Source organism: Arthrobacter sp. UYCu723 (assembly GCF_054059215.1).
On record NZ_JBSSBW010000001.1, the window covers coordinates 404,266 to 425,815 of the forward strand.

Consider the following 21,550-nt stretch of genomic DNA (forward strand, 5'->3'; position numbering starts at 1 on the left):
GGCGCCGGCGCCGGTCCCCCGGCAGCGGACAGGGCGCGCACCACAACTCGGGCAGATCAAAAGCCGGGCATGGCAGAGGCCGGGTCCGGAGTACCGGACCCGGCCTCTGCCGGGCGCCGCAGCCGTGGTCAGACGCTGCGGCAGCCGTTGTGAATCATGTGCTGGTCAGCCGGAGCTGCCGGTCTTAGCGGGAGGCGGCCCAGCCGCAGCCCCACGGCTGCAGGCCACGCTGTGCGTACACCCGGTTGGCGATGTCGATCTGCTGGGCCTTGGAGGCCAGGCTGGCGTTGGGGGCGTACGCTCCGCCGCCGGCACTGAGCCAGGTCCGGACGTCGAACTGCAGGCCGCCGTAGTAGCCGTTGCCGTTGTTGATCGACCAGTTGCCGGTGGACTCGCACTGGGCGATCCTGTCCCACATGGCTTCGTTCATCATCCCCGGGGCGGCGGCGCCGGTGTTTCCGGCCTGGGCCGCGGACTTGGGCTTTTCCTTGGTGCCGACCGTGATCTTCTCGGTGACCGGCGGGACGCTGACTGACTCTGACACGAGGGTCCGGGACGCTTCCCGGCCGTCCACGAGGACCAGCTTGAAGCTCTTGTTCTTGGCGCCCGCCACGCCTGCCTGGGTCACGTCCTTCTCGCCCTTGAGCATCTCCGGGCTTTCGGTGGTGAGGGTCTCGAACGGCACGGGCTCGGTTACATCCGCCCTCTTGCTGACGTCGACGCGGGAGACCTTGATGACCATGTCATTGACGACCGGTGCGTTGCCCGGCTGTGAGCTCCGGTCGCTGGCGCCCAAGGACAGGCCCGCGTCAGCGAGGAGCTGGGAGACGGTGGCTGCCGTTGTGGTGGTCCGGGCGGCCTTGCCGTCCGCGACGATGCTGACCGTCTTCGGCGTCGAGATCGCCACGAAGGAGCCGGAGACGGACAGCTGGGCGTCCTTCGGGACGGACACTTCCGAGGCGCTGGCGACGCCGAGTTCCGTCACGAGGCCCTCGACGGTGGGCGAGGTGGTGTTGATGGTCCGCTCGGCGCCGTCCAGGCTGACCTTGACGGCCTTGGCGAGGTTGACGTTGATGACCGATCCGTCCTGCACATGGGCGTCCGCCGAGGGCGACACCCTGTCGGACGGCTGCAGTTCAACCTTGGCGCCCTTGACGACCTGGCCGACGGTGCCGCCGAATGTCTGCACGGAGCTGACTTTTCCGTCGACATTGAGCGTGACTGTCTTGTTGTTGCCGACGAAGGCCACGAGGCCGAGCACGAGTGCCACAAGCACCACGAGTTGCGTGCCGACCTTGACGAAGCTGAACTTGCCGTCCGAAGTGAAGAACTTGACCACGATTGCCCGTATCTCTTGGACCATCCGGGCACGGGGAAAAGCGCACAGGATCAGCCGTCGCAAACACCCCAGGGGCAGCTCCGGAACGGGTCCGGCTGTTCGCGGCAGCTTTGTGCACTGCCACACTCACAAACGAGAGCGCGCATGTGGAACCTTGGCCACAATGCACGCCCTGCAGGAGTGAAGTTATCCGTAGGCCTTCCCCGACCCCGGCTAATAGTTGACCACTGTAACCGTAGCGTTATAAAGCCACCAAGATTTTGTGCATACCAGGTATGCTCGAAAGTCGGTGGCGGGCGGCACTTTCAGGCCCAGGATCCGTATGCCCGCACGGTATTTTCGCTGATCCGGGCGCATAGCCCCGAGAGCTCGCTTCCAGTCAATTCGGCCATGGCCCGGACCGTGTACGGCACCATGTAGCTGGCATTGGGGCGGCCGCGGTGCGGGTGCGGCGTGAGGAAGGGGGCATCGGTTTCAACGAGGATCCGCTCCGGCTCCGCGATCGCCAGGGCATCGCGCAGATTCACCGCGTTCTTGAACGTCACGGTCCCCGCGAAGGACATGTACCAGCCTTCGTCGTTGCAGATCCTGGCCAGCGGCTCCCCGCCCGAAAAACAGTGGAAGACCACCCGCTCCGGCGCGCCTTCCTCCCGCAGCACCTGCACCACGTCCTCGTGGGCGTCCCGGTCATGGATCTGCAGTGTCAGCCCGAGGCGTTTGGCGATGTCGATGTGCCGGCGGAAGGAATAGCGCTGATGCGCCAGTCCTTCCCCTTCTGTGCGGAAATAGTCCAGCCCCGTCTCCCCGATTGCCCGGATCCGCGGATGCCAGGCGAGCGCCTCGATCTCGGCGAGGGCGTCTTCCAGCTCCCCGCGCGCGGCGTAGCCGGGCGCGTCGTTGGGATGGAGCGCGACGGCGCCCAGCAGCCGTGCGTCCAGCTCCACGGCCCGGACGGTGAACCGGGAGGACTCCAGGTCGCATCCCACCTGCACGGCACCATGGACCCCGACCGCCTCGGCCGCGTCCAGGGCGTCCGTGATGCTGACCGTCAGTTCGGCGTCGGGGAAGTCCAGATGGGTGTGGTTGTCCATGACCGGGACCGGAAGGGGTTCCGGCGCGGGCGGGTATCCTTGCCGGCCCGCACCGTCGCTGCCCGGGGCGCGGAAGGGGGCCGGAGTGAGGGGATTGCGCATCCGTCTACCTTAACCGGGAGCCGCGGGCTGGCTTAACGGGCTGGCTTAACCGGCCGTTTTAACCGGGGCGGGTTAATCCGTCTCCGGGCCGGTGCCGGAGATTTACCCGGAACTCTCTGTCAGCCCCGGCAGTTCTGTTAGTACTCTGATAGCAATAAGGGCGAACACGCGATGACGGGCCCGGCAATCCGCGCCGGTCCCGCCAAGGAACGCACCAGGGCTGAAAGGCTGCCGATGGACTACCACCGCACCTCCGTAGACGAAGTTCTCCCTGAAGGCCAGGGCTTCCAGGATGGCTCCGCCGTGGAGGGAAACGCAACTGCCAGGCGCCCGGCGCGGTTGCCCGCAGCCATGGTTGCGGAGGAGTTTCGCGCGGCCAGCGAGCGCGTCTTGCAGGCCATCAACACCGTGATCGACGGCAAAGCGGATGCCGCAAAACTGGCGCTGACCGTGCTCCTGGCGCAGGGGCACCTGCTGCTTGAGGACGTCCCGGGCGTCGGCAAGACCCTGCTGGCCAAGACGCTGGCCCGCACCATCGACTGTTCGGTGAGCCGGATCCAGTTCACGCCGGACCTGCTGCCCTCCGATGTCACCGGGGTGTCCATCTACAACCAGGCCTCCCGGTCGTTCGAGTTCCGGCCGGGTGCGGTGTTCGCCAACATCGTCATCGGTGACGAGATCAACCGTGCCTCGGCCAAGACGCAGTCGGCGCTGCTGGAGTGCATGGAGGAACACCAGGTCACTGTGGACGGCAAGTCCTACAAACTGGATGAGCCCTTTATGGTGGTGGCCACGCAGAACCCCATCGAGATGGAAGGGACATACCCCCTTCCGGAGGCCCAGCGGGATCGCTTTATGGCGCGGATCTCCATGGGCTATCCGGACAAGGACTCCGAGATGGAAATGCTGGAGACCCACCAGGCGACGTCACCGCTGACGCGTGTGACGGCTGTGGTCACCGCCGGTGACGTGGCCGCGATGATTGCCACGGTGCAGCAGGTCTACGTCTCAAAGTCGATCAAGGAGTACACGGTTTCGCTGGGACGCGCCACCCGGGAAAGCGGGATGCTCCGGCTCGGGGCCAGTCCCCGGTCCATGCTCCAGCTGCTTCGGGCGGCCAAGGCCACGGCGGCCCTCGCGGGCCGGGATTTTGTGCTGCCGGACGACGTCGTCAGCGTTGCCGAGCCGGTCCTGGCCCACCGGATCATCCTGGACCGCAAGGCCGCCAGCACCGGCGAGACGCCGCAAAGCGTCGTCCGGGCCATCCTGGCCAGGATCCCGGTCAACCCGGAGCTCGGTGCGGCCCCCGCGTCCGCCAACGGCCGGAAGCCGGGCCCTGTCCCGGCGGCCGGACCGGCGTCCCAGTTGCCGAATCTCCGCTAGGTGGCCCCGCCGTGTCGTTGATGGACCGGTTTCCCAGAAACATCTTCAGCACGCGCGGCTGGGGCCTGCTGGGAGCGGGTGGCGTCTTCCTTTTGGCGGCCCAGGTGATGGGGCGCCGCGACCTGCTGGCGCTGGCCATCCTCGTGACCGTCCTGCCGCTGCTCTCGCTCGCCGGGACCCGGGTCCTCAAGCCACGGTTCCGGGTTTACCGGGAGTTCAATCCGTCAACCGTCGAAACTGCTGCCACCACGACGGTCCGCCTGGCCGTGGCCCGGATCGGGACCGGATCCGGACATGCCCTCATGGAGGAGCACCTTCCTGCCCGGTTCGGGGAATCGCCCGCCTTCCGCTTTCCGGCGCGTTCCGCGGTGGGCGGGACCAGCCGTTACGAATACCATCTGCGGTCCGGGAAACGCGGCCAGTTCCGGATCGGACCGGTTATGGCCGAATTCAGCGACCCCTTCGGGCTCTCGTTGCACCGTCACGCGATCGACGACGGCGATATACTCACCGTGACTCCGGCCGCCGTCGATCTGCCGGTGACAGGCCTGGCCGGCGCCCGCGGCCACGACGGCATTACTGCCACCAGGCTCCGCGCCAACCCGAGCGACGACGACGTCATGACCCGCGAATACCGCTACGGTGATCCGATGCGGCGAGTGCACTGGGCCGCCACCGCACGTCATGGTGAACTCATGGTCCGCCAGGAGGAATCCGTCACGACCCCGGAGGCCACCATCATCCTGGACCAGCGGCTTGCGGCGTTCCCGCATGGCGCCCATTCCTATGCCAAGGCCTCCGGAGTTGCGGACGCGGACGGTCATGAGCTCAGCACGAGCGAGGCCTTCGAATGGGCGGTGACGGCCGCGATGTCGATCGGCGCCCACCTGTCCGAACGCAATTACGCGCTGCGCTTCCTGGATGCCGCAGGCGAGCCTGCCTTCCTCCATTCCCCGTCCGCCCCCGAACCTGAGACCGAGGAATACATCGGCGCCACCGGGCTGCAGTCCGTCGCCGAGAGTCTGGCCGCCATCCAGCTCAGCGGACCCCAGCACCCGCACCGGGAGACGAAGGATGCTGCCCGGCGCGGGACTCCCGCCGGAACCGAGGCCGGGCCGCAAGCGTTCGACGACCGGCTCATGGACAAGCTGGCTGCGCACCGTCTGCGGGGGCCCGTCCTGGCCATCCTGGGGAACCTCTCGCTGGGTGAGGCCCGGGATCTCGCCCCGGCGGCCGCCTTCGGGGCCAATGCTTTTGCCCTCGTCATCACGGAGCAGGCGCAGGACTCCGGCGCAGTCCTTGAAGCGTTGCGGCGCGGCGGCTGGCGGGCGGTTGCCGTCTCCGCCTCGACGGCGCTCCGGGCTGCCTGGACAGCCTTCGACCAGGACGAATCGGTTCCTCCTCCGGGCACCGCCGACGTGCGGCGTGGCGTTGGGGCCAGGCCATGACACTCACACCGCAGCGGGACTCCCGCGCAGGCACCGGCGTGTCCGGGACCCGAGGACAGGCGGCCGTCCTTGCCCCGGCCGATCCTCGGCGGCGGGAACGAGTGGGAGCGCAACCGTGGGTGATGGCCCTGGCGATCGCCACGGCCGTCGCGGGGGCCGCGCTTGGCCTCAACGGGGTCCTGAGGGGTTGGGCCTGGTACTCCCCCGTGCTTTCAACGGTCTTTACCGTCTCGCTGGCCATGGCGGGCCTCCGGGCACTTCGGTGGCGCACTGTGTTCGTGGGTCTGGGCGGCCTGGCGTCGCTCGTCATGATCCTGACGTTCACCTTCTTCCGCCCGCACAGCTTCATCGGTTTCATCCCGTCCGGCGCCACGATGACCCAGCTGGGCCGTTATCTGCGCCGTGCCAGCGAAACGATCCTCGCGGAGAGCTCCCCCGTGGCCCCCAACGCCGGAATCGTGCTGCTGATCTGCGCCGTCCTCGGGCTGCTGGTGATGCTGGTTGACGCCCTGGCGCTCCCGCTGGCGCTGCCCGCCACGAGCGGACTCGGGATCCTGGCCATCCTCGTGGTCCCGGCGGTGGTCAAGCCGCAAAGCGTCGGCGCGCTCGGTTTCGCGGCCGCCGCCGTCGGTTACCTGATGATCCTGGCCAGCAGCCAGTGGTTCGCTCCGGACCCACGGACCCGGGCGGACACTGCACGCAACCCCGGACAGCTCCGGCGGGCCTCGCTGACCGGAGCCCTGGCGCTGGCCGTCACGCTGCTGCTCCAGCTGGTGCTCCCCGGCTTTGACCAGGGCACCTTTCCCCAGGGCTCGCGGTTGAACCCGTTCAGCGCAGCCACCGGACTCAACCCGATGATCAGCCTCGGTAACAGCCTGCGCAGTCCGACCGGGGACGGCCGCATCACCTTTGCCACGAATGCACCGTCCGCGCCATACCTCCGGTCCGTGACCGTGGACAGCTTCAACGGCGATTCCTGGGCTCCGGATGACCGGGAGGATACCCGCCGGGCGGGCACCGGAAGGATGGACTCGGGACTCGAGTCCATCGCGACGGAGCTCCGGGTTGTCACCGCCGTCAACACCGGCCAGTTCACCAGCCCCTACCTCCCCGCGCCCTACGCCCCCGAGGCTGTCAACGGCCTGACCGGGCGCTGGAGCTGGGATCCGGCAACGCTCAGTATCAAGGGAGTCGACACTAACTCCAGGAACCAGCAGTATGTGGTGCTCTCCGTTGCCCCGCAGCTGACGCCGCATCTGCTGGCCCAGGCACCTGCCCCGGCCCAGGGAGTCCCCGAGCTGTTCCTCCGGCCGCCGAACAACGTTCCGGAGATCGTGCGCACGACGGCCGAAGCCGTGACCTCCGGCAGCCCGACTGCCTACGCGAAGGCAATGGCCATCCAGAAGTATCTCCGCTCCGCAGAGTTCACTTACTCACTCCAGTCCCCGGTGCAGGGCGGCTACGACGGCAACGGGCTCTCCGTGCTGGCGGACTTCCTCACCCAGAAGAGCGGCTACTGCATCCATTTCGCCTCGGCCATGGCTGTGATGGCCCGGCTGGAGGGAATCCCCAGCCGGATTGCCGTCGGCTACGCCCCGGGGCGTCCCACCGGCGGCACGGTGTCGATCGCGGACCAAGGGGCGCTGCCGGAGTTCGAGGTGGACGCCCGCGACGCCCATGCATGGCCGGAGCTCTACTTCCAGGGCGTGGGCTGGGTGGCGTTCGAACCGACGCCTTCCCGCGGGGTGGTGCCGTCCTACGCCACGGAAAGCGCCCCTCCCAGCGGCGCCAGCACCAACGAAAGCAACGACGGCCTGATTCCGGCCGACGAGGGCAAACCCACCCCGCTGCCCGGCGCCGCGCCGGTCCCGGTTCCGGGTGGGGGAGCGACGACGGATGCGGGCAACCTGCTGCTGCCCGCACTGTATGGTGCCGGTGCGCTGCTGCTGTTGGCGCTGCTGGCGGCCTCCCCCCAGCTGGCACGCAACGGCCTCCGGCGCAGGCGTCTGAAAGGGGGCGGCGGATCCGACGGCGATGGATCTGCGCCGCCGGCCTATGCGGAATTGCGTGATCTCGCAACGGACTACGGCGTGCCGCCGCTGACCAGCGAGACGCCGCGGCATTTCAGCGCGCGCCTGCGGGCCTCGGCCGCGCTGGGACAGCCGGACGGCGTTGACGCTGCCGGTCACGCGGCGGTGGTTTCCCTCACCGGCGACTTCGAACGCCACCAGTACGGCCGCCCTGGCGGCGCCGGAGGCGGGACCACCAGCGGCTCCGACCACGGCTCCGCCCGCGCGGCTGCCGCCAGGATCGCCGCGGTCCAGGCGGCACTGCGCGTCAATGCGCGGCCGCTCGTGCGCCTCCGTGCGGCCTGGTTGCCGCCGTCGGTCATGGCGAGCTGGCGGAAGTCAATCTCCGAACCCTTCCGCGCCGTGTCGCGGACAGCAAAGCGCACCCGGCGCGGCGTCGCGGGTTCCTGGTTGAGGACCCGCGACGTGTTCCGCCGGGTGCGCCGGAGCTAGGCTGGCTTCCTAGCCTGCGTGGACCGCTAACCTGCGTGGGACCTAGCCGGCATAGGGATCGGCGATGCCGATGTACTGCGTGTAGAGGTATTCCTCGATGCCTTCGAGACCGCCTTCACGTCCGAGCCCGGACTGCTTGACGCCTCCGAACGGTGCGGCTGCATTGGAAATGACGCCGGCGTTCAGGCCCAGCATGCCGGTTTCGAGGTGTTCGCCCATCCGGATGCCGCGGTTCAGATCGCGGGTGAAGACGTAGGCCACGAGACCGTATTCGGTGTTGTTCGCGAGCCGGACGGCCTCGTCCTCGGTGTTGAAGGTGATGATCGGGGCCACCGGGCCAAAGATCTCTTCGGACAGGATCCGGGTCCCCTCCGTGACGCCCTTCAGGATGGTCGGCTGGTAGAAGTAGCCGGGACCTTCCACCGGGGCGCCGCCGAGTACGGCTGTGGCGCCGGCGGCGAGGGCATCGCTGACCAGCTCGTGGACCTTGTCCCGGCTCTTCGCATCGATGAGCGGGCCGACCTTGGAGTCAGCTTCCGTTCCGCGTGCAGTGGTCATCGTTGCCATCTTCGCCGCGAACTTGGCGGCGAATTCATCGGCGACGGACTCGTGCACGATGAAGCGGTTGGCGGCAGTGCAGGCCTCGCCCATGTTCCGCAGCTTCGCGATCATGGCTCCGGCGACGGCGGCGTCGACGTCGGCGTCCTCAAAGACCACGAACGGGGCGTTGCCGCCGAGTTCCATCGAGGTCCGCAGCACGTTTTCGGAAGCGTCGGAGAGCAGGCGGCGGCCGACTTCGGTGGAGCCGGTGAAGGAGAGCTTGCGGAGCCGGGCATCCTTGATCAGCGGGCCAGTGGTCGCGCCCGCGGTAGAGGTGGGGATGACGTTCAGGACGCCGGCCGGCAGGCCCGCCTCCATCATCACGGCTGCGAACAGCTGCGAGGTCAGCGGGGTGAGGTTGGCGGACTTGAGCACCATGGTGCAGCCCGCGGCCACGGCCGGGGCAATCTTGCGGGTGGCCATCGCCAGCGGGAAGTTCCAGGGGGTGATCAGCAGGCACGGGCCCACCGGCTTCTTCGTCACCAGCAGCCGGGACTTGCCATCCGGGGACACGGAGTAGCGGCCGAAGGCCCGGACGGCCTCCTCGGAGAACCAGCGCAGGAACTCAGCCCCGTAGGTGACTTCGCCGCGGGCCTCGGCAAGCGGCTTGCCCATTTCCAGGGTCATCAGCAGCGCGAAGTCCTCGGCGCGCTCGGTCACCAGCTCGAAGGCCCGGCGCAGGATCTCGCCTCGCTCACGCGGCGGCACCTTGGCCCAGGAATCCTGTGCCGCGGCCGCGGCGTCGAGGGCGGCGGCACCGTCCTCGGGCCCCGCGTCGGCGATGCTCAGCAGCACCTTGCCGGTGGCGGGGTCCTCCACATCGAAGGTCTTTCCGGACGCGGCCGGGCGCCACCGGCCGTCAATCAGCAGGCCGGTCGGAACAGCGGCCAGCAGGGCGCTTTCGCGCTCGGCGGTAACAATGGGCTGGGCAGTTACAGTCACGGTTGACTCCCTCGTCAGCAATTCGGGGTGAACTAGGAACGGGTTCAGCGCTGTGGAAACCGCGCTGGATTTACTGCCACGGTACTGCCGGATTCTCCGGAGTGTCTACGCATGTCCGCACTACGTCCAGTGGGATGCGCTGTGCAGCTGCACAGCTACTCAACTACACAGCTACACAGCCGACCGGGCGACAGGCCGGATCCATGCGGCGGGGTGGCAGCCGGGCTAACGCGCAGCGAGCACCGCCGAGTAGAGCTCCCGCTTGCTCACCCTGGCCTCTTCGGCCACCGCTGCGACTGCTTCCTTGAGCCGGATCCCCTGCGCCATCAGCGCGTTCACCGCGGCCACGTGGTCTTCCGGTTTCCCGGGCTCCCGTTCCGGGGCGCCGCCCACCACGACGGCGATTTCGCCACGCACCTCGTTGCTCTCGGCCCATTCCAGCAGTTCGCGCAGGCTGCCGCGGATGACTTCCTCGTACGTCTTTGTCAGTTCCCGGCAGACGGCGGCCCGGCGGTCGGCGCCGAAGCGTTCGCGCAGGGCGCGGAGCATCGGCTCCAGGCGGTGGGGGGCTTCGAAGAACACCATGGTGCGCCGCTCGGCATCGAGATCCGCCAGCCGGGAGGACCGTTCACCGGCCTTGCGCGGCAGGAACCCCTCGAAGCAGAAACGGTCGGTGGGCAGCCCGGAGAGCGCCAGAGCCGTGAGCACAGCGGAGGGCCCGGGGACGGCCGTGACCGTAAGGCCGGCCGCCACGGCTCCTTCGACCAGGCGGAAGCCGGGGTCCGAGACCGACGGCATCCCGGCGTCGGTCACCATCACCAGGGTCTTCCCGGACCGGACCTGGTCCAGCAGCTCGCCAGTCTTGGCTGCCTCATTGTGCTCGTGGTAGCTGACCACCCGGCCGCCCACGGTGACGCCGAGGTTCTGGACCAGCCGGTGCAGCCGCCGGGTGTCCTCGGCGGCGACGATGTCCGCCGTCGTGAGCAGCTCGATCAGCCGGGACGAGGCATCGCCGACGTTGCCGATCGGGGTCGCCGCCAGCACGATCCGGCCCGGTCCGCCGGGCGACGCTGCGGCTGCCGGGGCGGTGTCCTGCCCGGTGTCAGGGGCGTTGTCCTGCCCGGTGTCAGTCCCGGCGCGGTCGGCCGGAATTCCGGCGCTGTCGGGATGATTCGGGGAGGTGCTGAGTTGAGGGTCCACATGACCAGCCTACTGCGGGCGGCAGGGCGGCCCGACGGGCACAGCCGCGAAAGGTAGCATGGGCAACGTGACGCAGACCCCCACGCGGCCCGCCGAGGCCGGTTCAGCCGGATCGGCGGCCTCAGCTGCACCTTCCGGACGCAACCTGGAGGGGCATCGCTGGGTCAGCCGTCCCTCGGAGGCCAACACCCCCGAGGCTCTCAAGGAGCGCCTGATCGGCTGCGTCCGCAGCTGGCGGGACTATCCGCCGTCGCTGCGCCTGTGGTTCTGGCTCATCCCAGTCCTCACCGCCGCCCTCGGCGGAGTCCTGCGCTTTGTCCGGCTGGACACGCCCCGCAACCTCGTCTTCGACGAAACCTATTACGTCAAGGACGGCTATTCGTTCCTGATCAGCGGCTACGAGCGCGCCTGGCCGGAGAAGGCCAACGATTCCTTCATCGCCGGCAACCCCGGAGTCCTGCTGGACTCGCCCGAATACGTGGTCCACCCGCCGGTCGGCAAATGGATGATCGCTGCCGGCATGTGGCATTTTGGCCCCGACAACCCCTTCGGGTGGCGCTTCGGAGCGGCCCTGACCGGCACGCTGTCGATCTTGCTGCTGGCACTGATTGCGCAGAAGCTGTTCCGTTCGCTGACGCTCGGGGCTGTGGCCGGGCTGCTGCTGGCGGTGGACGGACACCATCTGGTGATGTCCCGCACCTCATTGTTGGACATTTTCCTGATGTTCTGGGTCCTTGCCGCGTTCGGCGCGCTGCTGATGGACCGCGACGACGGCCGGCGCCGGCTCGCGGAACGGCTCGGCAGGCAGGCCGCGGCCTCCGCCGACGGCCGGCCCTCCCCGCTCCAGCTCGCCTCCGGCCCGTGGCTGGGCATCCGCTGGTGGCGCCTTGCGGCCGGAGTGTGCCTGGGACTGGCGGTCGGGACAAAATGGTCCGGCCTGTTTTTCCTTGCCGGATTCGGACTGATGACTGTCTTCTGGGACCTCAGCGCGCGGCGGATCGCCGGGATCCACGGCTGGATCAGCGGCGGCATCCTCAAGGACGGTATCCCGGCCTTCCTGAGCATTGTCCCGGTCGCGGCTCTCACCTACGCCGCGAGCTGGACCGGCTGGTTCCGGTCCCAGGACGCTTATTTCCGGCACTGGGCGGAGACCAACCCGTCGGCGGACTGGGGCTGGCTGCCCAACGCCGTCAGGTCCCTGGCCCACTACCACCTCGAGGCGTACAAGTTCCATCAGGGGCTCAGCTCGGACCATCCCTATGAAGCGAGCGCCTGGAGCTGGCTGGTGCTGGGCCGGCCCACCTCGTTCTTCTACGAATCCCCCAAACCGGGCAGCCCCGGCTGCGGCACGGGCAGCTGCACCATGGCTATCCTCTCGGTCGGCAATCCGCTGATCTGGTGGAGCGCCGCCATCTGCCTGGGCATCCTGCTCTTCTGGTGGGCCGGCCGGCGCGACTGGCGGGCCGGGGCCGTCCTCGCGGGAGTCGCGGCGGGCTACCTGCCCTGGTTCATGTATCCCGAACGCACCATGTTCTACTTCTATGCCGTGTCCTTCGAGCCTTACCTCGTGCTGGCCCTCGTCTATTGCCTGGGCCTCGTCCTGGGCAAACGGACGGATCCGCCCTGGCGGCGCCGCTCCGGGTTGTACCTAGTCACGCTCTTCGTGGTCACCGCCGTCGTCGTGTCCGCATTCTTCTACCCCGTCTGGGCTGCCGAGACCATCCCCTACCAGGACTGGCGGTTCCGGATGTGGATGCCGTCCTGGATCTAGGGCAGGATGACAGGGTAAGTCCGCCGCCACCCGCGCGGACCCGGAACGGAGACCAGGCTGTGAGAGAAGCAAGTACGGGACTGCTCGTCGAACTGGACCCGGACAGCAACGTGACGGACCTGCTGCTGGCACAACATGCCAAGGATCCCGTCCATGCGCTCTACTCCCGCAGGGGACCGGCCGGCTGGGCCGACATCTCCGCGCAGCAGTTCCTGGACCAGGTGACGGCCCTGGCGAAAGGCCTGATCGCCGGCGGCATTACGCCGGGGGAAACCGTAGCCGTCCTGTCCGGCACCCGCTACGAGTGGACGGTGGTGGACTTTGCCATCTGGTTTGCCGGCGGTGTGACGGTCCCCATCTATGAGACGTCCTCCCCCAGCCAGGTCGAGTGGATCCTCCACGACTCGGGCGCCCGGCGCGTCTTCGCCGAAAACCAGGCCAGGGTCACCCTCGTCCAGAACGTTCTGGACTCCTCCGAGCTGCTCGGGGACCGTCTGGTCCCGGTGGTCCGGATGGAGTACGACGGCGACGCCCCCAACCTGGCCAGCCTCGCCGCCGCCGGCACCGGTGTGGGCGACGGGGAGCTCGAACGGCACCGGGCCACGGCGGGACTGGCGGACGTGGCCTCGCTGGTCTACACCTCCGGGACCACGGGCCGGCCCAAGGGCTGCGAGATCACCCACGGCAACTTCGCCCTCGTGGCCAGGAACATTGTGCTGTTCCTTCCCGAAATCCTGCTGCAGCCCCGCTCCCGCACCCTGATGTTCCTCCCCCTGGCCCACGTCCTCGCCCGAGCCGTCCAGGTCATCTGCCTGAGCGCCGGAACCACCCTGGGCCACACCTCCAACGCCAAGGAACTGCTGGAGGACCTGTCCAGTTTCCGGCCCACCTTCCTGCTGGTGGTGCCCCGGATCTTGGAAAAGGTCTATGCCGGAGCCGCGCACAAAGCGGCGCTGGCCGGCCAGGAACGGCTGTTCGGGGCGGCGGCCGCCGCCGCGATCGACTATTCGAAGGCCCTCGACGCAGCGGCGCAGGGCAAGGGGCCCGGCCCCGGCCTGGCGTCCCGCGCCAGGCATGCCCTCTTCGACCGGCTGCTGTACCCGAAGCTGCGGCAGGCGTTCGGCGGCCGGCTGGGCTACGCCGTCTCCGGTGCCAGCCCGCTGAGCTCCCACGACGCACACTTCTTCCGGGGCGCGGGCGTCCCGGTCCTCGAAGGCTACGGCCTCACCGAAACGACGGCGCCCTGCACCGCGAATACCCCGAGCCGGACCAAGGTGGGGACGGTCGGCATCCCGGTCCCCGGAACCACCATCCGGATCGCCGACGACGGCGAGATCCTGGTCAAAGGGATCGGCGTCTTCAAGGGCTACCACGCCGACGCCGCCGCCAACGCCGAAGCGTTCCTGGACGGATTCTTCCGCACCGGGGACCTCGGATCCCTTGACAAGGACGGCTTCCTGACGATCACCGGGCGGAAGAAGGACGTGCTGGTCACCGCCGGCGGGAAGAACGTGGCCCCCGGGCCGCTCGAGGAAAAGATCCGCGAGCATCAGCTCGTGGGCCAGGTCGTCGTCCTGGGCGACGGCAGGCCGTTCGTTTCGGCCCTCGTCAATCTGGATCCCGAAGGCCTGGAAAACTGGTGCGCCACGCACAAGGTCCCAGCCCTGGGGCTGGCCGAAGCCACGGGCAACGAACAGGTCCGGGCGGCAATCCAGGGCGCCATAGACGAGGCGAACTCGCTCGTGTCCCAGGCTGAATCCATCCGCAGCTTCGTCATCCTGGACGCCCACTTCACCGTGGAATCCGGGCACTTGACCCCGTCGCTCAAACTCAAGCGGGCCGCCGTCGTGCGGGATTTCCAGGCGCAGATCAACCGGATTTACGGCTGAATCCGGGCGGCTTAATGCCCCCTAGACGGCGCTGGAGTGACCCCGGGACGCCTGGCCTTCCGCCGGGGCCGGATCCGTGTCCGCCACCGTATCGGCGTCGGCGTCCGTTGCCGCCGAGTCTTCAGGCTCCTCCGCGGAACTATCCCCGGCTCGGGCCCTCCGGGCCTTGACGCGCTTGACGCGGGACCGCGTTCCGGCAGACTCTCCGGCCGCGTCCTCCGTGGCCGCGCCGTCGGCGGGCACGCTGTCCGCGGCCGCAGCGTTCTCCAGCGGGCCGCGGCGCTTCCGCGTCGGCCAGGTGAGGATCAGTGTGACTAGGGAGGCGAGCAGCACAAGGGCGCCGATCACAATCCCGGCGTCCACCCAGAACTGGCCCGGGAACAACCGGATCAGGGTGTCCTGCAAGGAGAAGGTCCACGTGCCGTTGGCGAAGAAGATGCGGTGGAACTCGGTGAAGAACTGCTCCCAGCCGAGCACGGCCAGCACTGCCAAGCCGATGATGATCACGAGGGTGATGATGGAGCCGGCGAACAGTCCGCGGCGGACTCCTCCGGTGCTGCGACGCCGCAGGTAGATCACGGCGATGAGGCTGAGCAGGAGCAGCAGGATGCCGGCTCCGAAGGCGGCCAGGATGACGAGCTTGACGTCCGCCATGTGGCTGACTTCGCCGTCCTTGAAGAGCTGGTCGCCGCCGCGGTTGACGAGCTCACCGAGATAGCGCGGGCCGGCCCAGTTGCTGAGGTAGTCCACAGCGTAGGAGCCGTAGGTCATGCGGTCGTCCGTGCTGAAGCCGTAACCGTCGCCCGGGAATCCGGGCCGGTTGTACTCGACCCACAGGAACAAGGGGCTGGTCACGGCCCGGACGGCCAGCACCAGCAGGATGATGGGGTAGCAGATGGCCAACAGGACCTGCATCACGCGCGGGAGGACGGGCTTGGTATTCGCCGCGTGCTCGCGTTCGGCATTGCGGCGCTCGACGTCCTCCTCAGGCGGACGGATCTGCAGCGCGGAGGTGTGCAGCGGCTCGCTGGCGGGCGATCCGGGCCCGGCGGCCGACGATCCGGCGGCCGCTTCCGCGGCCTTGCGGTCGGCGCGGCTGCCAGGCGTCGCGCTGGCTCCGGTCCCCGCGGACCGCTCGTCGCTGCCCGATTCCCGTGTGCCTGCTGGTGACGGCTTCATCCAATCGAAAGCGGGTTCATCGCCGTCGTCGGCCGGATCCAGCTGCGGATCCTGTCGATTCGGAGGGGTGGGACCTGTGTCAGTCACTGCAGCTTCGCTTCCGTAGGATTCCGTGCCGCCAGGACTGCGCCCGGCAACGCAACATATCTGTCTCCGAGCCTACCGCCAGACCCTCTGGCCGGGCGAGGTGCCACCCCGTGTGACGGTATTTCCGGAGGTTATTTAGGCGTAGCGGCCGTGCCCGCCATCACCGCCTGGCGTACTGGGCCCAAGGGATGTTCCAGTCGCCGAAGCCTTCCAGCGGTTCGACCGGAGGCGCGCCGGTATTGAGGGTCTGGACCACGTCTCCGCTCGTCATGTTGTTGAAGAACCACTCGGCGTCTGCCGGGAGGAGGCCGACGCAGCCGTGCGAGACGTTGAATCTTCCGACAGCGCCCCACGCCGAGGCGAGGGCCTGGTGGACGTAGACACCCGAACTGGTCAGCCGGTTGGCATATTCCACCGTCAGCGGCGGGTAGTAGCCTTTGTCGCCCGGCTTCAGGCCGATGCTGCCGGCGTTGAATTTCGAGTTGCGTTCCTGCTCCATGATGACGGCGAAGCCCGAAGGCGACAGCCAGTCCGAGCCGCCGAGCGTCACCGGCGCGGTCCTGACCAGCTGCCCGTCGAAGTAGACCTTCATCGTCTTGGTGGTGTCATCCACGACGGCCAGGCGCTGCGGTCCCACCTTGAACGACACCAGCATGTCCGAGTTGCCGATCATTTTGTTGCCGAAATCCACCCCGAAGAGCTTCAGGTCCACCGTGATCTGGCTGTTGGCGGCCCAGAACGCCTCGGGCCGGATCCGGACGCGCCGGTCCGAGTACCAGCGCCAGGCGGCGGCCTGGCCGGAGGAGGCGGTAACGGTGACCGCCTTCTCCATCGCCTCCTTGTTCAGGACCGGTTCGCTGAAGACAATCTCGATGGGCTGTCCGGCACCGACGGTGGTGCCGTTGAGGGGGTAGACGGCGGCATCGGCCTCGTTCGCTTTCGCCACCGTGCTGAAGGTCTGGGTTTTCTTGGTCTCCCGGCCTGCCTGGTCCACGATCGTGAAGCTGTACTTGTATTTGGTGTCGAATTCCAGCGGATCTTCCGCAGTCCAGGTGGAGCCGTCGGCACTGGTGCTGCCCGGGACCCGGCCACCGCCGGTGGCGGGTTCCAGCACCACGTCCTTCACGAGGCCGTTGACCGCCTTAACGGAGGGTGCCGCGGCCGGGTTGACGCTCTTGGCGCCGTCGGTCGGCGTCACACCGAGCTCGACGGGCTTCACCACTGGAACCGCGAGGCCCGGCACGTTCCGCATCGGCGCCGATGATTCTGACGGCATGTCAGCGTGGGCCCACTGCGGTGCGGTGGCGACGCCGAGCGCGCCGGCGCCGACGGCAGCGCAGATCCCGACGACGGCAAGCATCTTGCCGGTGATCCGGCCGGTGAACTTTCCGCGGCTCCGTCGCCCGGGCCGCAGGCGGCCTGCGGATTCTCCGCGTCGGCGCCCGAGGCGCCTGACTCTTGTCATTTTGGCCATGTTTATGTTTCGTCCCCCAACGTCATTCCACTCCTGGTGTCCGCGGAACTGCCCGCGGAACCCGCCTCAGTTCGCGTACTGCGACCAGGGGATGTTCCAGTCCCCGAAGCCGTCGTCGAAATTCGCGAAGTCGCCTTCCGTGTTGACCACCTGGACCACATCACCGCTGGTCATGTTGTTGAAGACCCAGGCGGCCCGGTCCGCCGTCATGCCGATGCAGCCGTGCGACACGTTCGTGTTGCCGATGTAGGGCAGCGCGGAATCCAGGGCCTGGTGGATGTACTCGCCGCTGGGAGTGAGCCGGGTGGCATACTCAACGTCCAGTTCCCCGTAGTTCGCCGGATCCCCCGGCTTCAGGCCGATGCTCGCGGCGACGAAGTGGTCGTACCGGTGCTTCTCCATCAGAACCAGGTATCCCCGGGCGGAGGGGAAGCGCTGATCGCCCATCGTGACGGGCCAGGATCCGGCCGGCTGGTCATTGATGCTGATCGAGAAGGTGTGCGCAGCGGCGTCGGCGACCGCGAGCTTCTTGTCTCCGATGTGGACCGTGACCAACTTATTAAAGTTACCGATCTGCCCCTTGCCCAGGTCCACTCCGAACAGCTGCATGTCCATCGTGATGGTGCTGTTCGCGGTCCAGAAACTCTCCGGCCGGTACCGAACCATGGTGTTGCTGAACCAGTGGAAGTCCCCGGCCTGGCCCGCGCTGGAGGTAATTTTGATGGCCTTCTCGACGGCGTCCCGGTTCAGCACGGGTTCGCTGAAGGTGATCTGCAGCGGCTGTGCGACTCCGACCTTCATGCCGTCCAGCGGGTAAATTGCGGCATCGGCTTCATTGGCGGCGGAAACCGTGGAGAAGCTGCGCGTGTTGTTGGTCTTGCGTCCGGCCGCGTCCACCACGGAGAAGGTGAAGGAGTAGCGGGTGTTGAACTTCAGCGGCTCCGACGCGGTCCAGCTGGAGCGGCCGGCGCTGAGGGTTCCCTCCACCGCGTCGCCGGAACCGCTTGTGAGTGCCGCCCGCTCAATCCGGCCGTTGCTGACTTTCAAGGTCACCGGCGCGGCCGGGTTGACCGGCTTGGCGTCGTCCGCCGGCGAGACGTCAAGTTCTGCCGACGCCACAACCGGGAAGGCCAGTCCCGGCGTCGAACGCTCCGGCGACGTGGCCTCGGACGCGAAGGATGCGCGGGCCAGCGGACCTGTCGCCGCAAACGCTCCGCCGCCCGCGGCCAGGGCGCACACCGCTCCGAGCACGGCCAGCTTGCAGCCGGTGCTCCAGCTTCTCGGGGCGATCACAATACTCAGGTCCTTCCAGACGCTCTCCTGCCAGCATAGGCGAATTCGTGGCGGAACCCGACCGCGCGTTCCGCCACGATCCGGTCGCAAAGAAAGGGCTCCAGACCGCGGGGTCGGGAGCCCTTTCCAGCCGGCACCGGCTTTTAGTAGCGGTAGTGCTCCGGCTTGTACGGGCCGGCCACTTCGAGGTCCAGATATTCGGCCTGGTCCTTGGACAGCTCGGTCAGCTCCACGCCGAGGGCATCCAGGTGCAGCCGGGCCACCTTCTCGTCGAGGATCTTCGGCAGCACGTAGACCTGCTTTTCGTACTCACGCTCGCCCTCGGGCTGGTCCCGCTTCGTGAACAGTTCGATCTGCGCGATGGTCTGGTTCGCGAAGGAGTTGCTCATCACGAAGGACGGGTGGCCGGTGGCGTTGCCGAGGTTGAGCAGCCGGCCCTCGGAGAGGACAATGATGGAGCGCTCTTCCGGGGCGCCGGCGTCGAGGACCCATTCGTGCACCTGCGGCTTGATCTCAACCTTCTTGATGCCGGGGATCCTGGCGAGGCCGGCCATGTCGATCTCGTTGTCGAAGTGGCCGATGTTGCCGACAATGGCCTTGTCCCGCATGCCCGCCATGTGCTCGGCCATGATGACGTCTTTGTTGCCCGTGGTGGTGATGAAGATGTGGCCCTCGCTGAGGACGGATTCCAGCTTGGCGACCTGGTAGCCGTCCATGGCCGCCTGCAGCGCGCAGATGGGGTCGATTTCGGTGACGATCACGCGCGAACCCTGGCCGCGGAAGGCCTCCGCGGCGCCCTTGCCGACGTCGCCGTACCCGCACACGACGGCGACCTTGCCACCCATGAGGACGTCGGTGGCGCGGTTGATGCCGTCCGGCAGCGAGTGGCGGATGCCGTACTTGTTGTCGAACTTGCTCTTGGTGACGGAGTCGTTGACGTTGATCGCCGGGAACAGCAGCTTGCCCTGCTCGGCGAGCTGGTAGAGGCGGTGAACGCCGGTGGTGGTTTCCTCGGTGACGCCCAGCAGGCGGGAACCGATCCGGGTCCACTTCTGCGGGTCCTCCTGCAGCGAGGCGCGCAGCACCTCGAGGAACACGCGGCCTTCCTCCGACTCGTCCGCGGCGGCGGACGGCACGGCGCCGAGGGCTTCGAATTCGACGCCCTTGTGGACGAGCATGGTGGCGTCGCCGCCGTCGTCCAGGATCATGTTCGGGCCGAGGTCGGGGTTGGCGTCCGCGCCCGGCCAGGTCAGGATCTGCTGGGCGGTCCACCAGTATTCCTCGAGCGTCTCGCCCTTCCAGGCGAACACAGGGACGCCCTGCGGGGCCTCGGCGGTGCCGTTGCCGACCACGACGGCGGCGGCGGCCTCGTCCTGGGTGGAGAAGATGTTGCAGGAAGCCCAGCGGACCTCGGCACCGAGGGCGGTGAGGGTCTCGATCAGCACGGCGGTCTGGACCGTCATGTGCAGGGATCCGGCGATGCGGGCACCCTTAAGGGGCTGGCCGGCGCCGAATTCCTCGCGCAGGGACATGAGTCCGGGCATTTCGTGCTCGGCGAGGCGGATCTGGTGGCGGCCCGCCTCGGCCAGGGAAATGTCCGCAATCCTGTAATCGAAAGTCATGTGAATCCTTTGTTGTAGCCGGCTGGGGGTCGGGCACCTGCGTTTGGTGACCTTGCTTGTCGGTGACTAGAAAGCGGTTCGGTGCCGAAGGGCGGCCCGAGGGAGCTGTGCCGTGCCTGGTCGGCGGGGCCCAGCGGCGAGGCCTATTCGGCGGGCCCCAGCGGCGGGGCCTATTCGGCGGTGTGGCGGGGACCGGCGTCGTGCTGGTCGGAGGGGGCAGAGGTGGCTGCCGAGAGCAGCTCCGGCGGCAGCAGCAGCGGGATACCGTCCTCGATGCGGTAACGAGGCTTCGCGCCGGTTGCATCAGCCGTGGTGGCGACGAGTTCCTCGCCTTCCTGGACCAGCGCGGATCCGGTCACGGGGCATCGCAGGACAGACAACAGCTCGGGACTGAGATTCGGCATGGTGAACGCTCCCTGGTGGACGCCGCAGCAGGCGCCGGTGGCTTACGGATTTTGCAGTTCCCAGCCTACCGCCAGTTGCAGCTCACGAGGGTTCGCGCAGAATGCGCAAGTGCCCCCGGCGGGTGCCTTCGACTGCGGCCGGCGCTTCCAGGGCGGGGTGCGCGCTCCGCTGCCCCTGGTTCGTCTCGGATGCCGGGGGCCGCGACGCCGCCTCACGAACGGCGTTGGCCAGTGCCAGCAGATCATCCGGGCCGGGTCCTGCCGGCGTAGCGGGCATGGCCAACCGCAGGACTTCCCAGCCCCGGGGGACGGTCAGGGATCCCGCGTGCTGTTCGCAGAGGTCGTAGCAATGCGGTTCGGCGTAGGTTGCCAGGGGTCCGAGAACGGCGGTGGAGTCGGCATAGACGTACGTCAAAGTGGCCACCGCTGAATTGCGGCAGGCTGACCTTGAACAAAGACGAATTGCACCCACGAGATCACAGACTACTCCCCCTCGGCGCCGGAACGTCGCATTGAAACACCCCGGTCCGGCCGGGTCCTGCCGGATCCCCGGGTCCGCCGCAAGGGCCGCGGCGGCGGGTCGCGGGGTCCGTGTCGCGTAAATCATCTGCCGGGTTTAGAGTCAAGATATGCAGTCATCGCACCAAGATCCGGGTTTTACGGTCCGCTTGGCTGACCCCGACAACGCAGCCACGGACGCCGTTTCCGCGCCGGCCGGTTCCGGCCGCACCGCTGCCCCGAAGAACTTCAGGCAGCGCCGCAGGAACAGGCACGGCCGGGGGCTCCGGGGCGAGCTGACGCTGCCCACCCTGCCGGGGTACCGGACCCGCTCCGAGCGTTTTGATGACTTCGTGCTCGATTCAGCCCAGCGGCTCCATGACATCTGGGGCAAGACCCTGGATGGTGTCCGCTTTGCCGTCGACGAGATCCCGCCGGGCCTGGAGCAGCTCGTATCGGACGGCACTCCCGCCCCGATGGGCGCCTACACCCCTGCCACGGCCGAGGAAGGTCCCGTCATTACCCTGTTCCGCCGGGTGGTGGAACAAGCCTGCGGCAGCCGGGAGGAACTCCAGGACCTCGTCCACGACGTCGTCGTGGAGCACACCGCCGAGATGCTCGGGGTGCCCCCCGAATCCCTGGATCCGGTCTACCGCCGCCGTTACTGACCCGGCCGTGCCCGGCTCCCGGACTACAACAGCCGGTC

The 21,550-nt window shown here is 68.0% G+C and carries 16 protein-coding genes; 6 read left to right on the forward strand and 10 right to left on the reverse strand.

The features are described from left to right. Positions 1–184: 184 nt before the first annotated feature. Together ACVWZ8_RS01810 and ACVWZ8_RS01815 are read right to left on the reverse strand one after the other, a co-directional pair. The gene (locus ACVWZ8_RS01810; protein ID WP_456503605.1) at positions 185–1,363 is read right to left on the reverse strand and encodes a transglycosylase family protein; all 1,179 of its coding nucleotides are present in this window, start codon (positions 1,361–1,363) and stop codon (positions 185–187) included. Between the two features lie 281 nt (positions 1,364–1,644). Then, positions 1,645–2,532: a TatD family hydrolase gene (locus ACVWZ8_RS01815; RefSeq protein WP_426976566.1), complete on the reverse strand. Its 888-nt coding sequence runs from the start codon at positions 2,530–2,532 to the stop codon at positions 1,645–1,647. Positions 2,533–2,766: 234 nt separating this feature from the next. On the opposite strand from ACVWZ8_RS01815, the gene ACVWZ8_RS01820 reads away from it, so the two are divergent. From ACVWZ8_RS01820 to ACVWZ8_RS01830, 3 genes are read left to right on the forward strand one after another with little or no spacing between them, the layout of a single operon-like run. Further along, positions 2,767–3,915: an AAA family ATPase gene (locus ACVWZ8_RS01820; RefSeq protein WP_426979837.1), complete on the forward strand. Its 1,149-nt coding sequence runs from the start codon at positions 2,767–2,769 to the stop codon at positions 3,913–3,915. A gap of 11 nt (positions 3,916–3,926) precedes the next feature. Beyond that, a complete protein-coding gene (locus tag ACVWZ8_RS01825) occupies positions 3,927–5,363 on the forward strand; it encodes a DUF58 domain-containing protein (RefSeq protein ID WP_456503606.1) in 1,437 nt (478 codons plus the stop codon). Then, the gene (locus ACVWZ8_RS01830) at positions 5,360–7,885 is read left to right on the forward strand and encodes a transglutaminase family protein (RefSeq protein ID WP_456503607.1); all 2,526 of its coding nucleotides are present in this window, start codon (positions 5,360–5,362) and stop codon (positions 7,883–7,885) included. The genes ACVWZ8_RS01825 and ACVWZ8_RS01830 overlap by 4 nt, the downstream gene beginning before the upstream one ends. A 42-nt stretch (positions 7,886–7,927) precedes the next feature. Here the strand turns inward: ACVWZ8_RS01830 and ACVWZ8_RS01835 are convergent, their stop codons facing one another. Beyond that, positions 7,928–9,427, reverse strand: coding sequence for an NAD-dependent succinate-semialdehyde dehydrogenase (locus tag ACVWZ8_RS01835; RefSeq protein ID WP_426976563.1), 1,500 nt, complete (start codon positions 9,425–9,427; stop codon positions 7,928–7,930). A gap of 225 nt (positions 9,428–9,652) precedes the next feature. Continuing rightward, positions 9,653–10,474, reverse strand: a complete 822-nt coding sequence (gene rsmI / locus ACVWZ8_RS01840; RefSeq protein WP_354242865.1) for a 16S rRNA (cytidine(1402)-2'-O)-methyltransferase — start codon at positions 10,472–10,474, stop codon at positions 9,653–9,655. 211 nt (positions 10,475–10,685) lie between these two features. Here rsmI and ACVWZ8_RS01845 point away from each other — a divergent pair, with 211 nt between their 5' ends. Beyond that, a complete protein-coding gene (locus ACVWZ8_RS01845; protein WP_456503608.1) occupies positions 10,686–12,398 on the forward strand; it encodes a dolichyl-phosphate-mannose--protein mannosyltransferase in 1,713 nt (570 codons plus the stop codon). A 59-nt stretch (positions 12,399–12,457) separates the two neighbouring features. Beyond that, complete coding sequence (locus tag ACVWZ8_RS01850) at positions 12,458–14,287, forward strand: AMP-dependent synthetase/ligase (protein ID WP_456503609.1); 1,830 nt, start codon at positions 12,458–12,460, stop codon at positions 14,285–14,287. Between the two features lie 21 nt (positions 14,288–14,308). Here the strand turns inward: ACVWZ8_RS01850 and ACVWZ8_RS01855 are convergent, their stop codons facing one another. The 6 genes from ACVWZ8_RS01855 to ACVWZ8_RS01880 all read right to left on the reverse strand — a co-directional run bounded on the left by ACVWZ8_RS01855 (position 14,309) and on the right by ACVWZ8_RS01880 (position 20,818). Then, positions 14,309–15,553: a TIGR01906 family membrane protein gene (locus ACVWZ8_RS01855; protein ID WP_456503610.1), complete on the reverse strand. Its 1,245-nt coding sequence runs from the start codon at positions 15,551–15,553 to the stop codon at positions 14,309–14,311. Positions 15,554–15,713: 160 nt separating this feature from the next. Next, positions 15,714–16,913 (reverse strand): L,D-transpeptidase, encoded by a 1,200-nt coding sequence (locus ACVWZ8_RS01860; protein WP_426979836.1) that lies wholly within the window; start codon positions 16,911–16,913, stop codon positions 15,714–15,716. A gap of 180 nt (positions 16,914–17,093) precedes the next feature. Beyond that, entirely contained in the window at positions 17,094–18,317 is a 1,224-nt protein-coding gene (locus ACVWZ8_RS01865) for a L,D-transpeptidase (protein ID WP_456505894.1), read from the reverse strand. 146 nt (positions 18,318–18,463) lie between these two features. Further along, the gene (gene ahcY / locus ACVWZ8_RS01870; protein ID WP_426976559.1) at positions 18,464–19,942 is read right to left on the reverse strand and encodes an adenosylhomocysteinase; all 1,479 of its coding nucleotides are present in this window, start codon (positions 19,940–19,942) and stop codon (positions 18,464–18,466) included. Between the two features lie 170 nt (positions 19,943–20,112). Next, positions 20,113–20,346: a Trm112 family protein gene (locus ACVWZ8_RS01875; protein ID WP_456503611.1), complete on the reverse strand. Its 234-nt coding sequence runs from the start codon at positions 20,344–20,346 to the stop codon at positions 20,113–20,115. Positions 20,347–20,428: 82 nt separating this feature from the next. Then, positions 20,429–20,818 (reverse strand): DUF3499 domain-containing protein, encoded by a 390-nt coding sequence (locus ACVWZ8_RS01880; protein WP_456503612.1) that lies wholly within the window; start codon positions 20,816–20,818, stop codon positions 20,429–20,431. Positions 20,819–20,975: 157 nt separating this feature from the next. On the opposite strand from ACVWZ8_RS01880, the gene ACVWZ8_RS01885 reads away from it, so the two are divergent. Next, a complete protein-coding gene (locus ACVWZ8_RS01885; RefSeq protein ID WP_456503613.1) occupies positions 20,976–21,512 on the forward strand; it encodes a metallopeptidase family protein in 537 nt (178 codons plus the stop codon). Positions 21,513–21,550 lie beyond the last annotated feature (38 nt).

Bases quoted from the DNA above. Each gene is read 5' to 3' on its own strand.
- ACVWZ8_RS01810 (WP_456503605.1), bottom strand. From the start codon at position 1,363: ATGGTCCAAGAGATACGGGCAATCGTGGTCAAGTTCTTCACTTCGGAC.
- ACVWZ8_RS01815 (WP_426976566.1), bottom strand. From the start codon at position 2,532: ATGCGCAATCCCCTCACTCCGGCCCCCTTCCGCGCCCCGGGCAGCGAC.
- ACVWZ8_RS01820 (WP_426979837.1), top strand. From the start codon at position 2,767: ATGGACTACCACCGCACCTCCGTAGACGAAGTTCTCCCTGAAGGCCAG.
- ACVWZ8_RS01830 (WP_456503607.1), top strand. From the start codon at position 5,360: ATGACACTCACACCGCAGCGGGACTCCCGCGCAGGCACCGGCGTGTCC.
- ACVWZ8_RS01845 (WP_456503608.1), top strand. From the start codon at position 10,686: ATGGGCAACGTGACGCAGACCCCCACGCGGCCCGCCGAGGCCGGTTCA.
- ACVWZ8_RS01860 (WP_426979836.1), bottom strand. From the start codon at position 16,913: ATGCTTGCCGTCGTCGGGATCTGCGCTGCCGTCGGCGCCGGCGCGCTC.
- ahcY (WP_426976559.1), bottom strand. From the start codon at position 19,942: ATGACTTTCGATTACAGGATTGCGGACATTTCCCTGGCCGAGGCGGGC.
- ACVWZ8_RS01875 (WP_456503611.1), bottom strand. From the start codon at position 20,346: ATGCCGAATCTCAGTCCCGAGCTGTTGTCTGTCCTGCGATGCCCCGTG.
- ACVWZ8_RS01885 (WP_456503613.1), top strand. From the start codon at position 20,976: ATGCAGTCATCGCACCAAGATCCGGGTTTTACGGTCCGCTTGGCTGAC.